Below are 22,752 nucleotides of genomic sequence, written 5' to 3'. Positions count from 1 at the left end.
CTACCCAATAAGTAGGGGACGAACAGGTTCGTCCCGGTTTGGCTAACGGTCACATCACGTCTTCCACCGCCCTGCGCAGGCGGGCTTTCATGTCGCTGTAGCTTTGGCTGGCGTAGTTTTCCGCCCAGTTTTGATCGCCAATCGCTTCGAGCTTGACCGCGCAGTACTTGGTTTCCGGCGTTTTGGATATCGGATCGAGGTTTTCCTGCGTCAATTCATTGCAGGCGCCAATCCACCACTGATAGGTCATGTACACCGCGCCCAGGTTAATGCGTTCGTTGTAGTTGGCGCGGGAGATCACCTTGCCGCGCCGCGAGGCGACCCACACCAGCTGCTGATCGCCAATGCCCAGGGCGGCGGCGTCCTGCGGGTTGATTTGCACGAAGCCCGGTTCGTCCGCCAGGGTTTGCAAGGCGGCGCAGTTGCCGGTCATCGAGCGGCAGGAGTAGTGGCCGACCTCACGCACCGTACACAGCACCAGCGGATAAGTGGCGTCCGGCACTTCGGCCGGGGCGCGCCAGGTGGTGGCGAACAACTGCCCCTTGCCGGACGGGGTGGTGAATTGATTGCCCTGATACAAATACGGCGTGCCTGGGCTGTCGAGCGTGGTGCAGGGCCATTGGACGTGGCCGAGTTCGCCCATTTTTTCGTAGGTCGCGCCGTAAAACAGCGGGCACAGCTCGCGCATTTCATCCCAGATTTGCTGGTTGTCTTCGTAATGCATCGGATAGCCCAGTTCGGTCGCCAGCAGGCTGATGATTTCCCAGTCGCGCTTGACGTTGTACTGCGGTTCGATGGCTTTTTCGAAACGCTGGAAACCGCGATCGGCGCACGAGAACACGCCGCCGTGCTCGCCCCAGGAGGTGGATGGCAGGATCACGTCCGCTTGTTCGGCGGTTTTGGTCATGAAGATGTCTTGCACCACGATAAACTCAAGCGCATCGAACGCGCTGCGCACCAGGCTGAGATCGGCTTCGGTCTGTAGCGGATCTTCCCCCATGATGTAATAGGCTTTCACTTTGCCTTCGTGCACCAGGTGCGGCACTTCGGTGATGCGATAACCGATATCCGGATCCATACCGGCGGCGTCAATGCCCCAGGCGGCGGCGAATTTGGCGCGGACGGCGGGGTCGGTAACGGATTGATAGCCGGGGAATTCGTTTGGCAGCACGCCCATGTCGCAGGCGCCCTGGACGTTGTTCTGGCCGCGCACCGGGCCCACGCCGACGTTGGCGCGCCCGAGGTTGCCGGTCAACAGCGCCAGGCTGGCCAGCCCTTTGACCACATCCACCGCCTGGCCGAACTGGGTGACACCCATGCCCCACATGATGGTGGCGGAAGGGGCGCTGGCGTAGGTGCGCATCGCCTGACGGATTTGCTGGGCGCTGACGCCGGTCAGCTGTTCCACCGTTTCCGGCGCGTAATCGGCCACTTGCTGGCGATAGGCGTCGAAGCCTTCGGTGTATTTCGCCACATAATCGCGGTCATACAGGTTTTCTTCGATCAGCACGTGGCCGAAGGCGTTAACCAGCGCCATATTGCAGCCGTTGTTGATTTGCAGATGCTGATCGGCGATGCGCGCGGTTTCAATACGGCGCGGATCGCAGACCACGATTTGCGCGCCTTTCTCTTTGGCTTTCAGGACCCGACGGGCGACGATCGGGTGCGAGTCGGCGCAGTTGTAGCCGATGATCAGTAAACATTTGGAGTTTTCGATATCGCCGATCGAGTTGCTCATCGCGCCGTTGCCCAGCGTGGCTTGCAAACCGGCTACCGACGGGCCGTGACAGACGCGGGCGCAGCAGTCGACGTTATTGTTGCCGATCACCGCGCGGGCGAACTTCTGCATCACATAGTTGGTTTCGTTGCCGGTACCGCGTGAGGAGCCGGTGTGCATAATGGCGCGTGCGCCGTGTTGCTGCTTGATGGCTTTCAGCCGCTGCGCGGTGTAGCGGATGGCTTCGTCCCAACTGACCGCTTCAAACTTGCCGCCTTTTTCACGGCGGATCAGCGGTTGCGTCAGGCGCGGCGTCAGCAACTTGGTATCGTTGAGGAAGTCCCAGCCGTAGTAGCCCTTCAGGCACAGTTCGCCCTGATTGGTTGCGCCGTCGGCGGCTTCTGCGCGAAGGATTTTACCGTTATCCACCACCAGTTTCATTTTGCAGCCTGCGCCACAGTAAGGGCAGACGGTCGTGATTTTTTTCATTGGTTCAGCTCCTAAAACAGAGACGACAGGTTGTCGAGCGCGGCACGGCGGCGTTTCTCGGCGTTCATTTCCTGCAACAAATTGCGGTCAACGCAGTGCAGCGCTTTGGTGGGGCAGGTTTCCATACAGGCCGGGCCGGCGGCGCGACCGGTGCACAAATCGCATTTGTGGGCTTCGGCTTTGTCGCTGATGGCCGTCAGTTGCGCGCCGTTCTGGCGGATCACCGGGCGGGTGATCACCTCCATGGCGCCGTAGGGGCAGGCCACCACGCAGGTTTTGCAGCCGATGCAGCGTTCCTGCATCACCAGCACCATGCCGTTTTGGCGGCTGATGGCGCCGTTGGGGCAGACGTTGGCGCAGGGCGCGTCTTCACACTGGCGGCATAACACGGCGGTACTGACGTTAACGCCTTTAATCACGTGTAGCCGTGGGGCGAAGGTGGCGGCGGTCAACGCCGAAATGTCCTGGGTGGCGCTGTGCGCCATGACGCAGGCGATTTCGCAGGTACGGCAGCCGATACATTTCTTCGGATCGGCGATGATGAACCGGTTCATCAGGAACTCCTGGTTTACGGGGTTGGCGGTGGCGGTATGACAAGGTCTATACATAAAGCGTGCCAATCCACTAATTTCAATAAAAACAAAAAGTTATGTTTTTTGTGACGAGCGAGCCGACAAAAATGACGATGACGATGTCAGGCCGTCGTCACGGTTAATGTCGAATAGCCGCCGTGGGCCTGCCAGTGACCCAGGCGCTGATGCAGGGTTTTCACCGCCTGCTGCACCGCCGGGCCAATGGGGTAGTAAAATGCCACCACCTCCGGTTGAATGCCGATGAAGGTAATGTCCGGTATGTCGGCGCGCAGTTGGTCGATCAGAAAGCTGAGCGGCATGTTGTGGGTGGTCATGATGAACATGTCGGCGATATCCGCCGGATCTATCACCCGGATTTCGCCCGGTGCCAGCCCCATGTCGGTGGCGTCGACGATCACCAACCGCTGCGGCCGCAGTTGGCGAATGGCGTGAATGTCATTCTCCGGTGCCGCGCCGCCGTCGATCACCGTCCAGCCGGCGGGCGGGGCGGCCTGGCACAGTTCCGCCAGCAGCGGGCCGGCGCCGTCGTCGCCCATCAGGCAATTGCCGACGCATAACAAAACGCTATCCATGGTGCCTCCTGACCATCAGATAAATCGCCGGTTCGTTTTCGATGGACTGCAACAGGGCGATTAACCGTTGGCTCCAGTCTTGTTGCTGCGGCGTCATTTGCCCGGCGGCGCGGCTCAGCGCGCTGGCCAGCAAATGGGTGTGGCTGCTGTCGATGCAGATTTCGCCAAAGCGTTCGACGCCGGCCAGTTTGCGCCTGGCGGCACCCTCGGCCGGCAGGTGCGCAATCCAGTCGCGAAATGCCGCCAGCGGGCAATCGAGCCTGGCCTCCAGACAGTCGATCACCCCCAGGTGATGGCCGATCGCCAGGCTGTAATAGATCACTTCCTGCGCCTTGGGCGGCGCTTTCTTTTCCTGCACGAACTTGCGGCTGAGGGAATAAAACGTCACGTGGCAGACCGCGCTCATAGCCGTAACTCCCCGTGCTGTACGCGTTGATAAAGGGCCAACAGATGACCGACGATCTCCGTCAGGCGCGGGTCGTCTTGCCGTTGCAAATACGCCGCCACGCGCTGTTCTGCCGTTTGCGCGTCGGTGGCGGCCAGCAGCTGCAGGAAGTGATCGGCGATTTGCCGGCCGTAGCGATACCCGGCCAGGCGCCGCGCTTCGCGATCCACCGCCACGCGCAGCGGCTGCGGCAGTTGCGGGTGCAGCAGCGCGGTGGCCTCGCCCTCGGTTTCATCGTGCTGTTGGCGGTGGATTTTCTGTTCGAGCAGGCCGAGCGCCATGGCGAAGCCGTAAATCGTGGCGGCGGGCGTCGGCGGGCAGCCGGGGATATACACGTCAACCGGTACGATGCGGTCGGTGCCGCCCCATACGCAGTACAAGTCGTGGAAAATGCCGCCGCTGTTGCCGCAGGCACCGTAGGAAATACAGATTTTCGGATCCGGTGAGGCCTGCCAGGCGCGGATCGCCGGGATGCGCATCGCACGGGTGACCGCGCCGGTGAACAGCAAAATATCGGCATGGCGCGGCGAGGGCACCACTTTAATGCCGAAGCGTTCGGCGTCGAACAGCGGCGAAATAGCAGCGAAAATCTCGATCTCGCAGCCGTTGCAGCCGCCGCAGTCAACGCGATAGACATAGGCGGAGCGGCGGATATCTTTCAGCAAGGTGGTTTTTAGCTGGGCGATGCTGTCGTCGAGAGTTATCGGCACCGGCTGCCCGTTGGCGTCACGCGGGCCAATCAGCGTCTGGTTCATTGGGCGACCTCCCGGGTCAAATGGCGGCCGACGTCGATACGGTCGGCCTGGGTCAGGCTTTGTTGCTGCTTGCAGGCGGGGCAGGTTTCGAACTGTTCGCGGCGCTGCTCGCCGAGTTCGAGCAGCGCCAGGGCGTAATCGATTTCCTTCTGCGGGGCATAAGCCTTGCCGCATTGGCGGCAGTGGCAGAGGGCGAAATCGGCGCTTTCGAGCAGGTCTTCTTTGCGCCACACCGCCAGTTCGAACTGGTTCGACAGGCGAAGGGCGGTCGTCGGGCAGACTTCTTCGCAGCGGGCGCAGAAAATGCAGCGGCCCAAAAAGAACTGCCAACGAATGACGCCGTTTTCGACATCGGTTTCCATGGTCAGCGCGTTGGACGGGCAGGCGTTGGCGCAGGCGCCGCAGGCGATGCATTGCTGCGGGCTATACTCCGGCTTGCCGCGAAAGTTGGCGTCCACCGCCAGCGGCTGCGCCGGGTAGGCCACCGTGGCGTTGCCGGTTTTCAGCACTTTTTTAATCAGTTTCAGCATGGTGTCGTCCCCTTAAAACGGTGCGTTTTTCCGCTCGATGCCGTAGCGCTCAATTTCCTTGTACGGCACCACGATAGACTTGCGTTTGCGGATATCGACGATGGTCATGCGGTCGGTGCAGGAATAGCAGGGATCGAGGCTGCCGATGATCAGCGGGGCGTCGGAAACGGTATTGCCGCGCAGCATAAAGCGCAGCGTCGGCCAGTTGGCGTAGGTGGCGGCGCGGCAGCGCCAGCGGAACAGTTTCTGATTGTCGCCGGTCATGCTCCAGTGAATGTCGTCGCCGCGCGGCGCTTCGGCAAAGCCCAGCGCGAACTTGTGCGGCATATAGGTAAAGCCTTCCACCGCCAGCGGCCCGGCGGGCAGGCTTTGCAGGCCGAATTCGATGATGCCGAGCGAGTTGAACACTTCGTGAATGCGCACCTTCAGGCGCGAATACACGTCGCAGCCGGTTTCGACGCACAGTTCCACCGGCAGCTTGGCGTAACCGGCGAACGGATGATCGATACGGGTATCTCGGCGGTGGCCGCTGCCGCGCAGCATCGGCCCGACGTTGCTGTAATCGCGCGCGATCTGCGGATCAAGCCGGCCGACGCCGACGCTGCGCTGCTCGGTATTCGGCGTGCTGAGCAGAATATCCACCAGATCCTTGAGCTCGCTGCGCATCTCTGCCGCCAGCCGCAGGGTTTGCAGCATGTCGTCTTTCAATATGTCGCGCCGAATGCCGCCGATCAGATTCAGGCCGTAGGTTTTGCGCGCGCCGGTGAGAATTTCCGCCATCTTCATCGATTTCTCGCGCACGCGGAAAAACTGCATGAAGCCGCTGTCGAAACCGACGAAGTGGCAGGCCAGGCCGAGGTTGAGCAGGTGGCTGTGCAGCCGTTCCACCTCCAGCAGGATCGAGCGGATCATTTGCGCCCGTTCCGGCACCTGAATGCCCATGGCGTTCTCCACCGAGCTGGTGTACGCCACGCTGTGGGTAAAGCCGCAGATGCCGCAAACCCGGTCGGACAGGAAGGTCACTTCGTTATAACCCATGCGCGTTTCCGCCAGCTTTTCCATACCGCGATGGACGTAGAACAGGCGGTAATCGGCGTCGATAATGTCTTCACCGTCGACGAACAGGCGAAAATGGCCCGGTTCATCCGAGGTGATGTGCAGCGGGCCAATCGGCACCACGTTGGCCTTGGCGCCGGCTTCGCTGACAAAGGGATAGGTTTCGACGTCGGTGGTCGGCGCCGGCCGCTGGCGGTAATCCATCGCGTCTTTACGCAGCGGGTAAAGGTCATCCGGCCAGTCGTCCGGCAGCACCAGACGCCGTTCATCCGGCAACCCCACCGGGCGCAAACCGTACATGTCCCGCACTTCGCGCTCGCCCCACACCGCCGCCGGCACCCGTGGCGTTACCGACGGGAACTCCAGCGTTTGGGCGTCGACTTCGGCGCGCACGGTGATCCAGCATTTGACCCCTTGCTCCATCGACAGCACGTAATACAGCGCATAGCTGCCGCACAGCGTGCGTTCGTCGTTGCCGAACAGCACCGAAAGCCAGCCGCCCTGCTGGTAATACAGCCATTCCACCACCTCCGGCAGCGCATTCAGCTTCACCGTTACCGTGAGCTGATCGGCGGTTTGCCATTCTGCCGCCAGCACGGCTGCCGGGAATTGTCGTTGCAGCACCGTCAGATAATCTTGGCCCAGATGTTCAGTAATCATGATGTTCCTACTTGTGAATTAGCTGACGACCAGCCAGGAAACCAGCGCCAAAAATGCCAGGCCGAAGCCGGCCCAGGTGGTGCGAGCGGTTTTTAAAAAGCGCAGCCGTGCGACGCTGTTTTCCACGACGGCGACGGCCACCACCGCCAGCAGCAGCTTGCACAGCGATAACGCCAGCGCCGCCGCCAGCGCGGGCAGGGTCAACGCCGTGGCCTGGCCCCAGGGCACGAACACGCCGATAAACAGCTGCAGCACCACCAGTTGCTTCAGGTTGATGCCCCACTTGAGCATGCCGAGCGCTGCGCCCGCGTATTCGGTCAACGGGCCTTCCTGCAATTCCTGTTCGGCTTCCGCCATGTCGAAAGGCAATTTGCCCATTTCGATAAAGGTGGCGAAACCGCAGGCCAGCAACGCCAACAGCAGCGGCGCGCTGGCGTACAGCGGCCAATCCGCGACGCACTGGCTGATGGCGCTGAGCTGGGTAGAGCCTGCGACCAGCGCCGCCACCCACAGGCCAAGCAGCAGAATCGGCTCCACCAGAATGCCCAGCACCGCTTCGCGGCTGGCGCCAATGGCGGTGAAGGGGCTGCCGGTATCCAGCCCGGCGATGGCAAACACGAAGCGCACCACGGCGAACAGATAAATCAGCGTGATGACATCGCCGATTGCCGGCAGCGCAGAGATCTGCAACAGCATCGGCAGCGCGCAGGCAATGGCCAGCAGTGTGCCGGTCAGCAGATAAGGCATGGCGCGGAAGGCGATTCCCGCTGCCACGGGGGCGAGGGATTGGCGTTTGAGCAACTTGGCGATGTCGCGGTATTCCTGCAACACGCCCGGCCCGCGGCGGCTGTGGAGGCGGGCGCGCAACTGGCGGCTGACGCCGGCAAACAGCGGCGCGATGGCCAGCAGCAGCAACGCCTGCACGATGCCAATCAGTAAAGTGGGATAAGTCATCAGGTTCTCCTTAGGCCAGCGCCACGACCAGCAGCACCGCCAGCTCGATGGCGGCGACGCCACGGCAAAATGCGTTGAGGGGCGCGCGATGCAGCCAGCGCTGTAATGCGGCCGGTTGCAAGGTATGGCGCAGGGCGTACAGCGGCGCGAACATCACCCGCAGCGGCTGAGCGAAGCCGGTGGCGGTGATCACCATCGAGGCTTCGTGACCGTAGCCGCAGGCCCAGGCTTCACCGCCCGTGCGGCGCGCCTGGCGTTTCCCCCGATAAACCGCAGCGATCAGCAACGGCAGCAGCGGCATCGCCAACAGCAAAATGGCGATCAGCGGCGGGGAAACCAGCAGATGTGCGCCGAGCGGCGCTTGCGGAGTCAAGGTGGCGGCCAGCCGGGCAAACAGCGGGATCAGCCACGGCGCGCCAATGCCGCACAGCAGGCACAGCAAGGCCGGCAGCAGATGGCTGAGCATCATCGGCCACGTCGCCGGCCGGGCGTTGGCGGCGGCTTCACAGCGCGGCGCACTGAGGCACACCACGCCAAACACTTTGCTGACGCACATCACCGCCAACGCGCCGGTGATCGCCAACGCCACCGCCAGCAACGGGCCAAGCAGCCGGCCGACAAAGGCCGATGCGGCGCTGAACTGGAACAGGCCTTGATAAATCAACCACTCGCTGGCGAAACCGTTGAGCGGCGGCAGCGCCGCCATCGACACCAGCCCGATCAGCAATGCGATGCAGGTCCACGGCATCAGCCGCGCCAGTCCGCCCATTTTTTCCATGTCTTTCAGCCCGGTTTGCTGTTCGACAGCGCCGGAGGCAAGCAGCAATGCCGATTTAAACAGGCTGTGATTGCACAGATGAAACAGGCCGCCCATCAGCGCCAGCGCGGTCAGTTCAGGCAATTGCAGCGCCAGGCCGACCATTGCCCCGCCGATGCCGAGCAGGATGATGCCGATATTTTCCAGCGTGTGGTAAGCCAGCAGCCGACGCAGGTCATGCTCCATCAGCGCATACAGCCCGCCGAAAAAGGCGGTGCCTGCCGCCAGCAGCAACACCAGCAACCCCCACCACAGCGGCGGTGTGCCCAGCAGATCCATACCGATTTTGATCACGCCGAGCAGCCCGACTTTCATCAGCGCGCAAGAAAAGAGCGAGGCCGCCGGGGCGGGCGCGCTACTGTGCGCTTGCGGCACCCAGCCGTGCAGCGGCATCACGCCGGCGTAAATGCCGAACCCCGCCAGCGCCAGCAGAAATGCCCCGCTGCGCAGCGCCGAAGGCAAGGCTATCTCGCGCAGGGTGCTGAATTGCAGACTGTGGGTCTGGCTGTAGATCAACGCAAAAGCGGCGACCAGCAGCAGCGTACCGAAGCGCATCAGCAGAAATTGGCTGTGGCCGGCCTGCTGGCTCTTGGCGTCTTGCCGCCGAACAATCAGGAAGTAACCGCACAGCGCCGCCAACTCCAGCAGCAGCACCAGCGCCAGCGCATTGTCCGCCATCACGGCCGCGCTCAGCGCCGCGGGCATCAACAGCATCAGGCTGCCCTGCCGGGTGCGGTTATGATCGTTGAGCGTCGTCAGCCAATGGCAAAGGTACAACCCCACGAACAGGTTGCTCAGCGCGGTCACCAGCAGCAACAGCGCATTCAGGCCGCTGATCTCCACCGCATAGTGCAGCCACGGCAGGCGGGCAGGATGAGGCGTGGTGAACAGCCAGGGCAGGGCCGCCGCCGTGGCGGCCAGCGACACCAGCAGCGTGCCGATGCCGCAAACGCCGGCGCAAAAACGCGGCCATATCGCCAGCAGCCAGCACAGTGCGGCCAACAGCAGAGAACCGCTCAGTGACAGCGTCAGCAACAGCAGCGGGTCGGGCAGAAAATCGGTGATCATCGGTTCGGCTCCTTGCGGGCGACGGGAGGGCTGACAAACGGCAACTCGGCGGCTAACGCCTGCATTGCATTGCGGCGTTTTCGTTCGCTGGCCTGTCGCACGTCGTGATCGGCAACCAGCCGGATAGCGTTGGTCGGGCAGGTGCGAATGCACGCCGGGCCGTCAGGGCTGAAGGCGCACAAATCGCATTTCACCGCCACCGCACGGACCCCCGGTTGGCAATCGAGAAACGCGCTGACCGGGCGGGCGGAGGCGGGGGGCGGCGGTGCCAGCGCGGTCTGGCAATCGCCGGGAATGGCCAGCGGCACGCTGCCGCCAAAACCAATGGCGCCAAAGGGGCAGGCGATGCCGCACAGTTTGCAACTGACGCACAGGCTTTCGTTCAGCACGATGGCGTTATCCTGATGCGTTATCGCGTTCACCGGGCAAACCTGCGCGCAGGGCGCGTCTTCGCACTGGCGGCACATCACCGGCGCGGAATCGCGCGCATTGCGCATCACCCGTAAACGCGGCAAGGCTTGCAACCCGGCCAGGCGGTGTTCGGTCGCGCAACTGGCCATGCAGGTATTGCAACCCATGCATAATTTGGCATCCGCAATAAGAAAGCGGTTCATGCACACTCCTTGCGGTTTCGTCACTTTTGACGAAATCGACAGTAAAAATGACGTTTCGACAGTCGCTGTCAGTAATAAAACGGCGTTATTCAGGCCGGCAGAATAATTTTTTTCAATTCTTCATGAATGGCGCAGTCGCCATGCAACGAATCAAATAAACATTGGTAAATAACGGCGATTTTATTCAGGTAATGCTCCAGCACCGCGGGCTTGTCACGGTTATTGATTTGGCCGTCAATCAGGCCGCTTTCATCCAGCGTGGCGTGAGCGAAAGGGGCGAAATTTTCCTCTTCGTTTGGCGTGGCCAAATTAATGCTGTAGCAGATATCGCGGCTGTAAAAACCGTCGCTCAATTGAATGCGCAAGGTGAAGTGATTGAACAGCGTGAAGCGGATGTCCTGACCCTGTCCGCAGATAAATTCATGATTAATACTCTGTTTTGTGGTGGTTACCGCTTTGACCAGCGTGTTGTGGTAATGCTGCCATTGCGTCATCAACCGGTTGTTTTTGCCGGAGATATAATCGGCCTGGCTGGTCAGTTCATTTATTGTGCTCATCTGTGTCACCCGCTGTGTCGACATTTCCTGTGGTAACGCTAATAGGGCATAAATCGTGCCAGCTTGGTTTTGTTTTAATTAATGACTTTAAATTCAATGGCGCGGTGAATTATTTGACGCGTGAGTTAACGCTGCATGACGGCTTTTACTGTCGATGACATCGACACTCGACAAATGTGTCGGCGCCTGACTGGCACCGTATTTGCACAGGTATTTTCAGTTGGACGTTTTATTGCCGTTACCGGAGACAGCATGCACGAAATAACGCTTTGCCATTACGCGCTGGAGATTATGCAGCAGCATGCGCAGCAACAGCAGGCGCGGCGAATTACCGCCGTGTGGCTCGAGGTGGGTGCGTATTCCTGCGTCGAGGCACAGGCGCTGCATTTCTGTTTCGACATGGTGTGCCGCGGCACGCTGGCCGAAGGTTGCACGCTGCATTTACAGCAACAGCAGGCGCTGAGCTGGTGCCATGACTGCCAATGTGAAGTGGCCTTGCCGTTGCCGCAGGTGCGTATCTGCCCGCACTGCGAAGGCCACAACCTGCGGGTGCAGGCCGACGACGGCATACAAATAAAACGCCTGGAAATTGAATAACCACAAAGGGGAAAGCTTATGTGTAGCACTTGCGGTTGCGCCGAGGGCGAAGTGGCCATTGAAGGTGACGTTCAGCCCACCAGGGTGCCGTTCCGCCCGCGCCAGAACCCGAAAGGCGATCTGCATTATGGCTTTGGCGCGGCCGGCACCCACGCGCCGGGCATCAGCCAGCGGCGCATGCTGGAAATCGAAACCAACGTGCTGGCGAAGAATGACCGCCTGGCGGCGCACAATCGCGAACATTTCGCCGCGCAACAGATCCTGGCGCTGAATCTGGTGTCCAGCCCCGGCTCAGGCAAAACCACCTTGCTGACGCAAACCCTGCTGCGACTGCGCGATAGCGTGCCGTGCGCGGTGATAGAAGGCGATCAGCAAACCACCAACGACGCCGAACGCATTCGCGCCACCGGCGTGGCGGCGATCCAGGTCAATACCGGCAAAGGGTGCCATCTGGACGCGCAGATGGTGCATGACGCAGCCCACCGCCTGGCGCTGCAACCCCACAGCCTGCTGTTTATCGAAAACGTCGGCAACCTGGTGTGCCCGGCTGGGTTTGACCTCGGCGAACGGCACAAGGTGGCGGTGTTGTCGGTGACCGAAGGCGAGGACAAGCCGCTGAAATATCCGCATATGTTCGCGGCGGCGCGGCTGATGCTGCTGAACAAGATCGATTTGCTGCCGTACCTGGATTTTGATCTCGACGCCTGCATCGCCAATGCCCGGCGGGTCAACCCGCAGATTGAAATCATCACGCTGTCCGCCACCCGTGGCGACGGCATGGACCAGTGGGTGAACTGGCTGGCGGTGCAACGATGTGCATAGGCATTCCGGGGCGAGTTGTAGCGCTGGACCCACTGCACTTGCAGCATGCGTGGGCGGAGGTGTGCGGCGCCCGGCGTGAAATCAACATTGCGTTGGTGTGCCAGGCCGGCCAGCCGCGTGAGGCGCTGCTGGGCTCTTGGGTGCTGATCCACGTCGGTTTTGCCCTGAGTCGGCTGGATGAACGGGAAGCCGCTGAGATGCTGGCGGCGTTACAGGCGATGGGCGAAGTGGAAAACGACGTGGCGCTGTTTATGGCGGGGGAAGGCAATGATGATGAAATACGTTGATGAATTCCGCGATCCGCAGTTGGTGAAATCCCTGCTGCAGCGCATTACGCAGCGGGCGGCAACGCTGCCGTTCAGCGCCGAACGTCCATTGCAACTGATGGAAGTGTGCGGCGGCCATACGCACGCCATTTTCCGTTTTGGCCTGGATAAACTGCTGCCGCCGCAGGTGGAGTTTATTCATGGGCCAGGTTGCCCGGTGTGCGTATTGCCGATGGAGCGTATCGACGCCTGCCATGAAATCGCCGCCAACCCCTCGGTGATTTTTTGCACCTTTGGCGACGCGCTGCGGGTGCCGGGCAAGCAGGGTTCATTGATGCAGGCGCGGGAACGCGGTGCCGATGTGCGGGTGGTGTATTCACCGCTGGACGCACTGCAACTGGCGCGCGCCAATCCGCAGCGGCAGGTGGTGTTCTTCGCGCTCGGTTTTGAAACCACCATGCCGGTGACTGCGGTGACGCTGCAACAGGCGCGTTTGGAAGGCATTCAGAATTTCAGCGTCTTCTGCCAGCACATCAGCCTGATCCCGACCTTGCGCAGCCTGCTGCAACAGCCGGAGGTGCGCATTGACGGTTTCTTGGCGCCGGGCCATGTCAGCATGATCATCGGCACCGAACCCTACCGCTTTATCAGCGGCGAGCACCATAAACCCCTGGTGGTGACCGGCTTTGAACCGCTGGATATTCTGCAAGGCGTAATGATGCTGATTGACCAGTTCTGCGAGGGGCGCAGCCGCACCGAAAACCAATACCGCCGGGTGGTGCCGCAAAGCGGCAACCTGCTGGCGCAGCAGGCGATGGCGGAGGTGTTTGCGATCGGCGGCAGCAGCGAATGGCGCGGATTGGGCACCATTGCCGATTCCGGCATCGGCCTGAGCGCCGCCTATGCCGATTTTGACGCCGAACGCCGCTTTCAGCCCCAGCCTCAGCAGGCGGCAGATGACCCGCGTGCCTGCTGCGGCGCGGTGCTGACCGGCCGCTGCAAACCGCGCGATTGCCCGCTGTTCGGCGGTGTCTGCACGCCGCAAAACGCCTTTGGCGCGCTGATGGTGTCTTCCGAGGGCGCTTGCGCCGCCTGGTATCAATATCGTCGAGAAACAGAGGAAAATGCGGCATGAATCCGGTTATTACCCTGGCACACGGCAGCGGCGGCAAAGCTATGCAGCAACTGCTGGAATCGCTTTTCCTGCCTGCCTTCGCCAACCCGCAGTTGGAACAGCGTGAAGATCAGGCGCGCATCGCGTTGGCGTCGTTAATGCGGCAGGGCGATCGGTTGGCGTTTACCACCGACAGCTACGTCATAGATCCGCTGTTTTTCCCCGGCGGCGATATCGGCAAGCTGGCGGTATGCGGCACCGCCAACGATCTGGCGGTCAGCGGGGCGACGCCGCGCTACCTGTCCTGCGGCTTTATTCTGGAGGAAGGGCTGCCGCTAGCGGAATTGACGCGGGTGGTGGAGTCGATGGCGGCAACCGCCCGCGAGGCCGGCATTCAGATCGTGACCGGCGATACCAAAGTGGTGCAGCGCGGCGCGGCGGACAAGTTGTTTATCAACACCGCCGGCATTGGCGTGATCCCGCAGAACATCGAGTGGTCGGCGCAGCGCATTCAAGCCGATGACGCGATCATCGTCAGCGGCACCCTGGGCGACCACGGCGCCACCATTCTCAACCTGCGCGAACAGCTTGGTATGGCGATGGACATCACCAGCGATTGTGCGGTGCTAACGCCGTTGATTGCGCCATTGCGGGCGATTGACGGCGTACACGCATTGCGCGACGCCACCCGCGGCGGCGTGAACGCCATACTGCACGAATACGCCGCTGCCTGCGGTTTCGGTATCGACATCGACGAGCAGCGTCTGCCGGTGAAACCGGCGGTGCGCGGCGTTTGCGAACTCCTGGGGCTGGACGCGATTAACTTCGCCAATGAAGGCAAGCTGGTGCTGGCGGTGGCGCAGGCGGCGGTTCCTGCGGTATTGGCTGCGTTGCAGGGGCACCCGTTGGGCGCGGATGCGGCGGTGATCGGCCGGGTGACCGACGGCGCCACGCAGGTGCGGCTGCGCGGAGCTTATGGCATCAACCGGTTGCTCGATTTGCCGCACGCCGAGCCTTTACCTCGCATTTGTTGATCCGATCGGGGGAAGCGGCCGCCGGTCGGCAGTAAACTTTGTGCCGTAGCTCACATAAAAATAAAAAAATTCAATTACCGCAACCGGATGCCTAACCGGCAGAGTGATGGTCAATGTCGAATGCAAGCATAGAAAAACAGGAACTGTTGGAAATTGCCCGCTTGTTGTTCAGCCAGCGCGGCTATGGCGATTTGCTGACCCAACTGCAACAGATCGTTCGGCGCCGGCAGTTGGCGGACGATGTGACGTTGCTGTTGCCGCACCCGAACAGCGCGCGAGTCGGCTTCCACGGCCACGATGGCCACGGACAGCCGCTGAACTATCAGGATGAAACGCTGCTGGCCAATGGGCCGATCGCGCTATTACGCGAGAATGCGCAACCGTTGCGCCTGTGCGGAGCCGATCTGCACCAGCGTTACCCGCAGTTGGCGATGTTGGCGCTGTATCCGCCGCTCAGCCATTATTGCCTGATGCCGCTGCGCACCGGCGGGCAGCTGCTTGGCGGTTGCGAATTGTTGCGTAACGACGGCAACGCGTTCGACGATACGGCGCTTGACGCATTGATCCCCTTGATGGAGCTGACGGCGCTGGCGGTAGAGCAGGTACAACTGCGCGAAACCGCCGAGCGCCAGCAGAGCCAGTTACGCCATGAGCGCGATGATTTCCGCGTGCTGGTGGATGTCACCAATGCGGTGCTGTCCAAGCTGGATCTGGACGATCTGATTGGCGAGATCTCCAGCGAGATCCACCGCTTCTTCAAAACCGATGCCATCAGCATTGTGCTGCCGGGCGATCGCGACGATCGCGTGACGATCTACGCCACCCATTATCTGAAAGATAACGTGGCTAAACGTCAGCAATACAGCGTACCCCTGGCCGGCACGCTGTCGGAAAGGGTGATGCAGAGCGGCGAAATGCTGCTGCTGAATCTGAAACACTCGGATCCGCTGGCCGAGTATGAACGGCAGCTGTTTGATCTGTGGCATGAGCAAATTCAGACGCTGTGCGTGCTGCCGCTGATTTTCGGCCAGAAAACCCTCGGCGTGCTGAAGCTGGCGCAATGCCAGCCGGATAACTTCAATGCCGCCAACTTGCGGGTGTTGCAGCAGATCGCCGAGCGTATCGCCATTGCGGTCGATAACGCGTTGGCCTATCAGGAAATCAGCCGCTTGAAAGAGAGTTTGGTGCATGAAAATCTGTATCTCACCGAACAGATTAATGACAACAACCCGGATTTCAGTGAGATCGTGGGCCGCAGTACGGTGATGTCCAGGGTGCTGCAACAGGTGGAAATGGTAGCGAAAAGCGACTGTTCGGTATTGATCCTCGGCGAAACCGGCACCGGAAAAGAGTTGATTGCCCGCGCCATTCACAATTTGAGCGAGCGCCGCGATCAGCGGATGGTGAAGATGAACTGCGCGGTGATGCCGGCCGGGCTGTTGGAAAGCGATCTGTTCGGCCATGAAAAGGGCGCGTTTACCGGTGCCAGCACCCAGCGTATGGGGCGTTTCGAGCTGGCGGACAAAGGCACGCTGTTTTTGGACGAGGTGGGGGAAATCCCGATCGAGTCGCAGCCTAAATTGCTGCGTGTGCTTCAGGAGCGCGAGTTTGAGCGGGTTGGCGGCAACAAGCTGCTTTCCGTCGACGTGCGTTTGATCGCCGCCACCAACCGCGATCTGCAGCAAATGGTCGCCGACCGCGAGTTCCGCAGCGACCTCTATTACCGGCTCAATGTCTTCCCGATACTCATTCCGCCGCTGCGCGAGCGACCTGAGGACATTCCGCAACTGGTGAAATTTCTTACCTACAAGATTGCACGGCGCATGAAACGCACCATCGACAGCATTCCGGCCGAAACGCTGCGCATGCTGAGCCAAATGCCGTGGCCGGGCAACGTGCGCGAACTGGAAAACGTCATTGAACGGGCAATATTGCTGACGCGGGGCACGGTGCTTAATCTGCAACTGCCGGAGCTGCAATATGCGCAGCCTTCAATCGCGCCAATCGCAGTGCCGCCGCCGGCAAGAGCGGGTGAAGATGAATATCAACGGATTGTGCGGGTGTTGAAAGAAACCAACGGCGTGGTCGGTGGGCCGCGTGGCGCTGCGCAACGGCTGGGGCTGAAACGTACTACTCTGCTTTCTCGGATGAAGAAAATGGGTATTTGAGTCTGCGCGAACCCTATGACTTATATTGCAGTTCCTGCGATTAGCGTCAAAAAAAAGCCCCAATTTTAATGAGGCAATCCAAGGGGCTTCTGGTCTTTATTTTTATATCCATAATTAGAATGGATGTGCTTATAGCTCCCGTCTATATAACAAAATCCTAAATTTCACTCATCAAATGTAGTGGATCAATGATCCACTACACTGTGGACAGTCCCCACCCCGGTAGGTGATCCTACTCGTCCCCCCAAAGGTCATAGAGCAGGTAAGCAATTGCTGCAGTGGCGATTGATTCAGATTTTTCCAATGCGGTTAAATGACGCTGAACGCTGGAAATACCCGGGGTTTTTATTGCTATACTGATGATATATTTCAAGGTGAATAAAGAAATGCGCACTCAGTTTGCAGCCCTCAGTATTAATATGTTGCAGGTTTTACATGCCGTTCTGACGACCAGAAATCTCAGCCATGCTGCAGAAAAGCTTAACAGTAGCCAGCCGCAAGTCAGCCGGCAGTTAGCGCAACTTCGTGAGGCTTTCGGTGACCCTTTGTTGGTCAGGCATGGACGGGAATATGTTCTCAGTCCGAGAGGCCAAGAGATCATTTTGCCATTGGAGAAATTAATAAACGAATTAAAAGAGTTATCACAGAAACCGGAGTTTGAACCGCTGCTGTGTAGTCGTTGCTTCAGATTTGCATCTTCTGATTATGTTGCTGAGCATATGCTCCCACAGCTGGTTGATTACTTGCAGACAGTCGCTCCAAAAGTATCCGTGGAGTATTTTACCTGGAAGCCAAATGATTACCCGCTTTTAGCCAATGCCGAATTAGACTTGGCAACGACCATGATAAAAGAAGCGCCCTCAGGATTGCGGGGAAGAATACTCGGTGAGGATGTTCCTGTTTGCGTGATGTCTGCGAACCATGTGCTAGCGGGTAAGGCCCTGGAAGCTAAGGATTATGCATCTTGGCGGCATGTAAGAGTTTCAGGCGGGGGGGATAAAGACAGTTTTATTGATCGTGAATTGAAAGAATATGGAATATATAGACAGGTCGCGCTCACCGTTCCTTTTTTTAGTGCGGCTATGGAGGTGGTTTCGAGCAGTAATTTATTGGTGACAATTCCAAAACACATCGCGATTATGATGGCTGGAAAATATAATGTGACGTGGTGTTCGATTGACTTTGTTAAAGAAAGTCATCGTTATTGGATGATTTGGCATGAAAGAACACATATGGCGCCTGAACATAAGTGGTTTCGTAATGTGGTGCGTGAAATAGTGGCAGGCTCTAATTTTGGCATAACGAAATATAACTCGAGTAATATGTAAGACTGGAGTATTTATTTTTGACATGGAAGCTATGATAGTTGGTGCATGTACAGGTTATAATGTTTCCCGTATGTTCAATGATAGATGTTTTATTTGATCTAACTTTGATTTTTACAGGAAGAGCGGAATGAACGTAGAAGAGTTTAGAGCCTGTGCTCATCAGCTTATCGATACTATTGCCGATTATCACGCAGGAGTTGCCGATCTACCTGTAATGTCTCAAGTTATGCCGGGAGAAGTATTAAAGAAACTTCCAGCTCATGCTCCAGTCAGCGGAGAATCGTTCGAAAGGATTATGGATGATTTTAATTCCTTGATCTTACCCGGTTTGTCGCATTGGCAACATCCTGGCTTTTATGGATATTTCCCCGCCAACGCTGCTCTTCCTTCAATATTGGGGGATTTTCTCAGTACTGGGCTGGGTGTTTTGGGGTTGTCCTGGCAGTCCAGTCCTGCACTCACAGAGCTGGAAGAAAAGACGGTTGATTGGATGAGAGAACTCTTGGGGCTTTCTAGCCGTTGGAGCGGCGTCATACAGGATACTGCGTCTACGAGCGCGCTGATATCGCTTATTAGTGCGCGTGAAAAAACGTCTCGCTATTCCCTGGCTGCGGGCGGGGTTCAAGCTGAGGCGACACCGCTTATCGTATATACGTCGGCTCAGGCCCACAGCAGTGTCGATAAAGCAGCCCTTCTGGCCGGCTTTGGCAAAGATAATATTCGCTATGTTCCAACCGATAAGAACTACAGTTTGGATCCGGCCGCTTTGGAGGCTGCGATCATCGCCGACAAAGCCGGCGGTTTTACTCCCTGTGCGGTGGTGGCAACGGTAGGTACTACAACTTCTACAGCGATTGACCCTATTAAGCCTATTAGCCAAATTACACAAAAATTCGGTCTTTGGTTGCACGTCGATTGTGCTATGGCGGGCTCTGCAATGATTTTGCCTGAGTATCGTTGGATGTGGGAGGGTATTGAGCAGGCGGATTCACTGGTGATTAATGCGCATAAATGGCTTGGCGTCGCGTTCGATTGTTCGTTGTATTATGTCAAGGATGCGCAGCATCTGATCAGAGTCATGAGTACCAATCCTACGTATTTGCAGACTAGCGTCGATTCCGAGGTCAAAAACCTGAGGGATTGGGGCATCCCATTGGGCCGTAGATTCCGAGCTCTTAAACTGTGGTTCCTATTGAGGAGCGAAGGCGTAGAAAAAATCCAGAAAAGATTAAGGCGAGATCTGGATAATGCTCAGTGGTTAGCTACGGCGATCAAGGCTGCGCCAAACTGGAAATTACTTGCCCCTGTTAGCTTGCAAACCCTTTGCATTAGATACGAGCCCGCAGGTTTGCACGCTGCGGATCTCGATGCGTTTACGCTTGCTTGGGCTGAGAAATTAAATCGCTCTGGGTTTGCGTATGTCACACCGGCAACGCTGGATGACCGTTGGATGGTGCGAGTTTCCATTGGTGCAATACCGACAGAACAAGAGCATGTCGCCAGTCTATGGCAGGCATTGCAGCAAACCGTTATTTCTTGATTTAGCCTATTGCCGGATATCTAAGATACCCGGCAATTTTTTCAACGGCGAGAAATGAATGTGTTCTGGCATGGTTATATTCTTCTCACCGGCATTCTAACTCTTCCTCAGTATCCCCCATCGACAGAAACCAATGGATGTTCGGACATCCTTCCCGCAATGCCGTTATACTCACCCTGTAAAATGCCCTTTTAAATTTATAAAAAAGTGACTTCAGAGACACCCATTTTTTCGGCACGGATCACCTACATGTGTGTCGGCTTCAGCTTGCTTCATGGAAAAAGAAACTTACGCTTAGGTACAGCGGGAATTCTTCATGGATGGATAGCCTCTCTTTTAAGTAAATGAATGGGTAACTAAATTTTAAGTTGGCCATAATTATTTTTTTTAGATATAAGATATTATATTTTTCATGTGTTTTATTCTAATTATTTGATTTAAAAAAATAGATCTTGTGCATTTAAATTGACAATGCATGTAACAAATTGCAACTCTTGTAACTCCGGGCGTTTACTGATTTTTGCGTGCTCAATGCATTGATATAAATCATCTTTTTACAAAAGTAAATTAAAATTCCGCCATATATTTAAAATTCAGCATTTAAATCTATTAATATGAAATAAACAGTTTTACTTGTTTATTGTATTTTTATTTTTTTATTTTTAATTTATGTTGTTAATTTTGTTTTTATTGGTTTTATGTGTTCTGTTTTTGTTATTAATTGAAACTAATTACTGTTTTTTGTTTTTATTGTAGAGTTTTATCTTGTTTTTATAGTTGATATCCATCTGTGGAGGAATTTTATACATTACTATTAGGACGGTTAATCACTGTTGCTCATCAGAACATCAGAATGATTCCTGTGATGGAGGGAGGCGTTAAAGGGACTTTATAATAGGAGCTTTAGAAGGAACTGCATGTTGAGTCAGATTATTTTTGGTTACTTAATTTCTGGTGATATTTTGTTTGATATGCACAATGGCTGTTTGGTTAGTATTAATGCAAAACGGACTGGGGTTGGGGCGCATAGCATTGTTTTAAGAGAGACCATGTATAGGTTGCTAGTGTACTTACTTGATAATAGAGAGAAGGTGTCGATAGACATGGATGATCTGCTGTTTCAGGTTTGGGATAAGTATGGCCTTCAATCCTCAACTCCGCGGCTTTGGCAGGTCATGCAGGCATTAAAGTCTCGCCTTATTTCTGTTGGGGTACCTGGTGATCTTATAGTGCGCCAAGACAGTAAGTCGTACAAGGTAAGAGAGGAGCTTATTGAACCTTTATATTTTAATAAACAATAAATTAGGTTGATTTTTTGAGGGTTTGGCAAATTATCGCCGTGCATCGGGTTATTGTTTTATTAACATACCATTTGCCTGTGGCTAACTCGTTTACTCTCAACATAGGGCGGGCTAGTGAAAATACATTCTATCTCGGATGACGGTTTTTTTTCGTTGGGATGTGAAGCCATATTCCATATAAATGGCTACAAATTAAATAACATACCGCCAGAAAGGTCATGGCTTGCCGAATTAAGTGAAGAAATCGATGAAGGCGATATTGTCCTGGTCACCATGGGCTCGCACCTTAGGACGCAAAAGGTTCTCGAGCGGCTTGCGTACCTCGGCGCGGACGTGATGTTGTTCATTGATCTACCCGTGAAAAAATATACCTCAGTGAGCTGGATGCGTGGTTTTCTGTCAAAAAAAATCCCCATTAGCTTACTGTTGCCTAGTTTTGAAACCATGAGTTTTCACAAGGGAAATAAGACCAACCTATTGACACAACGTGAAAAAGAAGTGATGGAGGCAATTATGAAAGGTCAATCTTTTAAACAGATATCAGAGGCCTTAAATATTTCACTGAAAACAGTGTATGCACACCGTCGTAACTCTTTAAACAAAATCGGGTTAAGGCATGCCAGTTCTTTTTCCTATGTGGGCTATCAAAACTACATTGCCAATAACAGCATCAAACTGCTCAGTTATTAAAAACGTGCAATAGCGCGAATTTTAATAACCAAATAAATCTAAACCCCTTTGCCATGGCAACGGGGTTCGGGTACGGGTGAGCTTCGAACTCGCGCGTTCATTGACATACATTGATATCAATATCCTTATTAAGGAAGTAATCTATATGGCCAGTTTAATTTATCAACAAGAAGCTGTTGCGCTTGCTTATGCTGTTTTAGGGCGTAATCTGGATGAAACTAGCTATGAGTATTTTGGCAAACAGCTCGAGAATGGCTCTCGCACTGCAGATTCCTTTGTCACCGCTTTATTCAGCGGCAGCGAAGGGGCTGGGAAATATGCTGGAAAAACAGATACCGCTATCTTAAACCAGGTTTACAGCAATATTTATAAAACAACAGCAGACGCCAGTTATATCCAGTCGTTGTTGAGTTCAGGCGCAAGCGTTAACAGCATCGTGGCTAAAATGGTCACCGACGTGTTGTATTACAGCGGGTTCGATAGCGCCACGCTCACGGCACAGCAGACGTTTGAAACACAAATCGATACCGCATTGTATTCTGCTGCGTCATCAACGGCAAAAGCGAACGCTGCGGATGTGGAAGCCTTATTCTACGTGGTGGGCGCAACTCAGGTGGCTGCAAGTATCAACACCTACGGGACGCAACTCGCCAACGGGACCAAGACTCTTGTACAGTTGGCTACCTCTTTCGTCAACGCGAAGGCGCCAGCCTCCCTGTACAACGATCAACAGTTTGTCTCTCTCCTGTATAACAACGCTTACCTGCGCGCCCCTTCGGCGGTAGAAACCAGCTACTATGTCAACAAATTGGCTGCCGGCACATCAACCCGCGCCGATGTTCTGCTGGAAATCATCAGTACGCTGCGTGGTGTAGTTACTGCGACCGATGCGGCTGCACAGACGCAGTTTATTAATGCGACCCATGTTTACAATTCCGGTGAATTGCCTGCGTTGTCCTATCAGGAACAGGTCGCTGCCCTGTATCTGGGGGTGCCGGATCGTGGCGTTGATGCTCAGGGGCTGGACACCTGGAGCAAACAGTTAGCCTATGGCGTCACCTATAA

Annotated in this window: 22 protein-coding genes; 11 read left to right on the top strand and 11 right to left on the bottom strand. The window is 56.5% G+C overall.

What is annotated here, in order from left to right; all coding sequences use genetic code 11:
- Window positions 1-49 precede the first annotated feature (49 nt).
- The 11 genes from fdhF to hycA form a co-directional block, all read right to left on the bottom strand.
- On the bottom strand, window positions 50-2,206 hold the full coding sequence (gene fdhF / locus ACTJJ1_RS17445; protein ID WP_440834668.1) for a formate dehydrogenase subunit alpha: 2,157 nt from the start codon (window positions 2,204-2,206) through the stop codon (window positions 50-52).
- 11 nt (window positions 2,207-2,217) lie between these two features.
- Window positions 2,218-2,760, bottom strand: coding sequence for an electron transport protein HydN (hydN, locus tag ACTJJ1_RS17440; protein ID WP_020439812.1), 543 nt, complete (start codon window positions 2,758-2,760; stop codon window positions 2,218-2,220).
- Window positions 2,761-2,900: 140 nt separating this feature from the next.
- Window positions 2,901-3,371, bottom strand: a complete 471-nt coding sequence (hycI, locus tag ACTJJ1_RS17435) for a hydrogenase maturation peptidase HycI (RefSeq protein ID WP_440834665.1) — start codon at window positions 3,369-3,371, stop codon at window positions 2,901-2,903.
- Window positions 3,364-3,777, bottom strand: coding sequence for a formate hydrogenlyase maturation HycH family protein (locus tag ACTJJ1_RS17430; protein WP_004948148.1), 414 nt, complete (start codon window positions 3,775-3,777; stop codon window positions 3,364-3,366). Before ACTJJ1_RS17430 ends, hycI begins: the two co-directional genes overlap by 8 nt.
- Window positions 3,774-4,571: an NADH-quinone oxidoreductase subunit B family protein gene (locus ACTJJ1_RS17425; RefSeq protein WP_004948145.1), complete on the bottom strand. Its 798-nt coding sequence runs from the start codon at window positions 4,569-4,571 to the stop codon at window positions 3,774-3,776. Before ACTJJ1_RS17425 ends, ACTJJ1_RS17430 begins: the two co-directional genes overlap by 4 nt.
- Entirely contained in the window at window positions 4,568-5,101 is a 534-nt protein-coding gene (locus ACTJJ1_RS17420) for a formate hydrogenlyase complex iron-sulfur subunit (protein ID WP_004948142.1), read from the bottom strand. Before ACTJJ1_RS17420 ends, ACTJJ1_RS17425 begins: the two co-directional genes overlap by 4 nt.
- A 12-nt stretch (window positions 5,102-5,113) precedes the next feature.
- Complete coding sequence (locus ACTJJ1_RS17415) at window positions 5,114-6,817, bottom strand: hydrogenase large subunit (RefSeq protein WP_440834662.1); 1,704 nt, start codon at window positions 6,815-6,817, stop codon at window positions 5,114-5,116.
- Window positions 6,818-6,835: 18 nt separating this feature from the next.
- The gene (locus tag ACTJJ1_RS17410) at window positions 6,836-7,771 is read right to left on the bottom strand and encodes a respiratory chain complex I subunit 1 family protein (RefSeq protein WP_440834660.1); all 936 of its coding nucleotides are present in this window, start codon (window positions 7,769-7,771) and stop codon (window positions 6,836-6,838) included.
- 10 nt (window positions 7,772-7,781) lie between these two features.
- Window positions 7,782-9,656: a proton-conducting transporter transmembrane domain-containing protein gene (locus tag ACTJJ1_RS17405; RefSeq protein ID WP_440834658.1), complete on the bottom strand. Its 1,875-nt coding sequence runs from the start codon at window positions 9,654-9,656 to the stop codon at window positions 7,782-7,784.
- The gene (locus ACTJJ1_RS17400; protein WP_006328064.1) at window positions 9,653-10,270 is read right to left on the bottom strand and encodes a 4Fe-4S dicluster domain-containing protein; all 618 of its coding nucleotides are present in this window, start codon (window positions 10,268-10,270) and stop codon (window positions 9,653-9,655) included. The genes ACTJJ1_RS17405 and ACTJJ1_RS17400 overlap by 4 nt, the downstream gene beginning before the upstream one ends.
- Window positions 10,271-10,359: 89 nt before the next feature.
- On the bottom strand, window positions 10,360-10,827 hold the full coding sequence (gene hycA / locus ACTJJ1_RS17395) for a formate hydrogenlyase regulator HycA (RefSeq protein ID WP_004948126.1): 468 nt from the start codon (window positions 10,825-10,827) through the stop codon (window positions 10,360-10,362).
- Window positions 10,828-11,079: 252 nt separating this feature from the next.
- On the opposite strand from hycA, the gene hypA reads away from it, so the two are divergent.
- The 11 genes from hypA to ACTJJ1_RS17340 form a co-directional block, all read left to right on the top strand.
- Window positions 11,080-11,424 carry a hydrogenase maturation nickel metallochaperone HypA gene (gene hypA / locus ACTJJ1_RS17390; RefSeq protein WP_004948123.1) on the top strand — a complete coding sequence of 115 codons (345 nt, stop codon included), beginning with the start codon at window positions 11,080-11,082 and terminating at the stop codon, window positions 11,422-11,424.
- Between the two features lie 18 nt (window positions 11,425-11,442).
- Entirely contained in the window at window positions 11,443-12,246 is an 804-nt protein-coding gene (gene hypB / locus ACTJJ1_RS17385) for a hydrogenase nickel incorporation protein HypB (RefSeq protein ID WP_006328061.1), read from the top strand.
- Window positions 12,237-12,533, top strand: a complete 297-nt coding sequence (locus ACTJJ1_RS17380; protein WP_004948116.1) for a HypC/HybG/HupF family hydrogenase formation chaperone — start codon at window positions 12,237-12,239, stop codon at window positions 12,531-12,533. Before hypB ends, ACTJJ1_RS17380 begins: the two co-directional genes overlap by 10 nt.
- A complete protein-coding gene (gene hypD / locus ACTJJ1_RS17375) occupies window positions 12,520-13,647 on the top strand; it encodes a hydrogenase formation protein HypD (protein ID WP_440834827.1) in 1,128 nt (375 codons plus the stop codon). The genes ACTJJ1_RS17380 and hypD overlap by 14 nt, the downstream gene beginning before the upstream one ends.
- Entirely contained in the window at window positions 13,644-14,660 is a 1,017-nt protein-coding gene (gene hypE, locus ACTJJ1_RS17370) for a hydrogenase expression/formation protein HypE (RefSeq protein ID WP_004948110.1), read from the top strand. Before hypD ends, hypE begins: the two co-directional genes overlap by 4 nt.
- A gap of 113 nt (window positions 14,661-14,773) precedes the next feature.
- Window positions 14,774-16,828 (top strand): formate hydrogenlyase transcriptional activator FlhA, encoded by a 2,055-nt coding sequence (gene flhA, locus ACTJJ1_RS17365; RefSeq protein ID WP_440834654.1) that lies wholly within the window; start codon window positions 14,774-14,776, stop codon window positions 16,826-16,828.
- A 386-nt stretch (window positions 16,829-17,214) separates the two neighbouring features.
- A complete protein-coding gene (locus tag ACTJJ1_RS17360; protein WP_440834652.1) occupies window positions 17,215-18,156 on the top strand; it encodes a LysR family transcriptional regulator in 942 nt (313 codons plus the stop codon).
- A gap of 127 nt (window positions 18,157-18,283) precedes the next feature.
- Window positions 18,284-19,696, top strand: coding sequence for a pyridoxal phosphate-dependent decarboxylase family protein (locus tag ACTJJ1_RS17355; protein ID WP_440834650.1), 1,413 nt, complete (start codon window positions 18,284-18,286; stop codon window positions 19,694-19,696).
- A gap of 917 nt (window positions 19,697-20,613) precedes the next feature.
- Entirely contained in the window at window positions 20,614-20,997 is a 384-nt protein-coding gene (locus tag ACTJJ1_RS17350) for a hypothetical protein (RefSeq protein WP_020453965.1), read from the top strand.
- A 114-nt stretch (window positions 20,998-21,111) separates the two neighbouring features.
- Window positions 21,112-21,687, top strand: a complete 576-nt coding sequence (locus ACTJJ1_RS17345; protein ID WP_020453964.1) for a helix-turn-helix transcriptional regulator — start codon at window positions 21,112-21,114, stop codon at window positions 21,685-21,687.
- Window positions 21,688-21,832: 145 nt separating this feature from the next.
- The coding region (locus ACTJJ1_RS17340; RefSeq protein WP_440834648.1) for a DUF4214 domain-containing protein at window positions 21,833-22,752 on the top strand (920 nt) is incomplete at its 3' end.

It is taken from the genome of Serratia sp. 22264, assembly GCF_052045345.1.
In the GTDB taxonomy this organism is placed as follows: domain Bacteria; phylum Pseudomonadota; class Gammaproteobacteria; order Enterobacterales; family Enterobacteriaceae; genus Serratia; species Serratia plymuthica.
The sequence above is the reverse complement of the archived record's forward strand: the minus strand, read 5'-3'. Positions and strand labels throughout refer to the sequence as shown.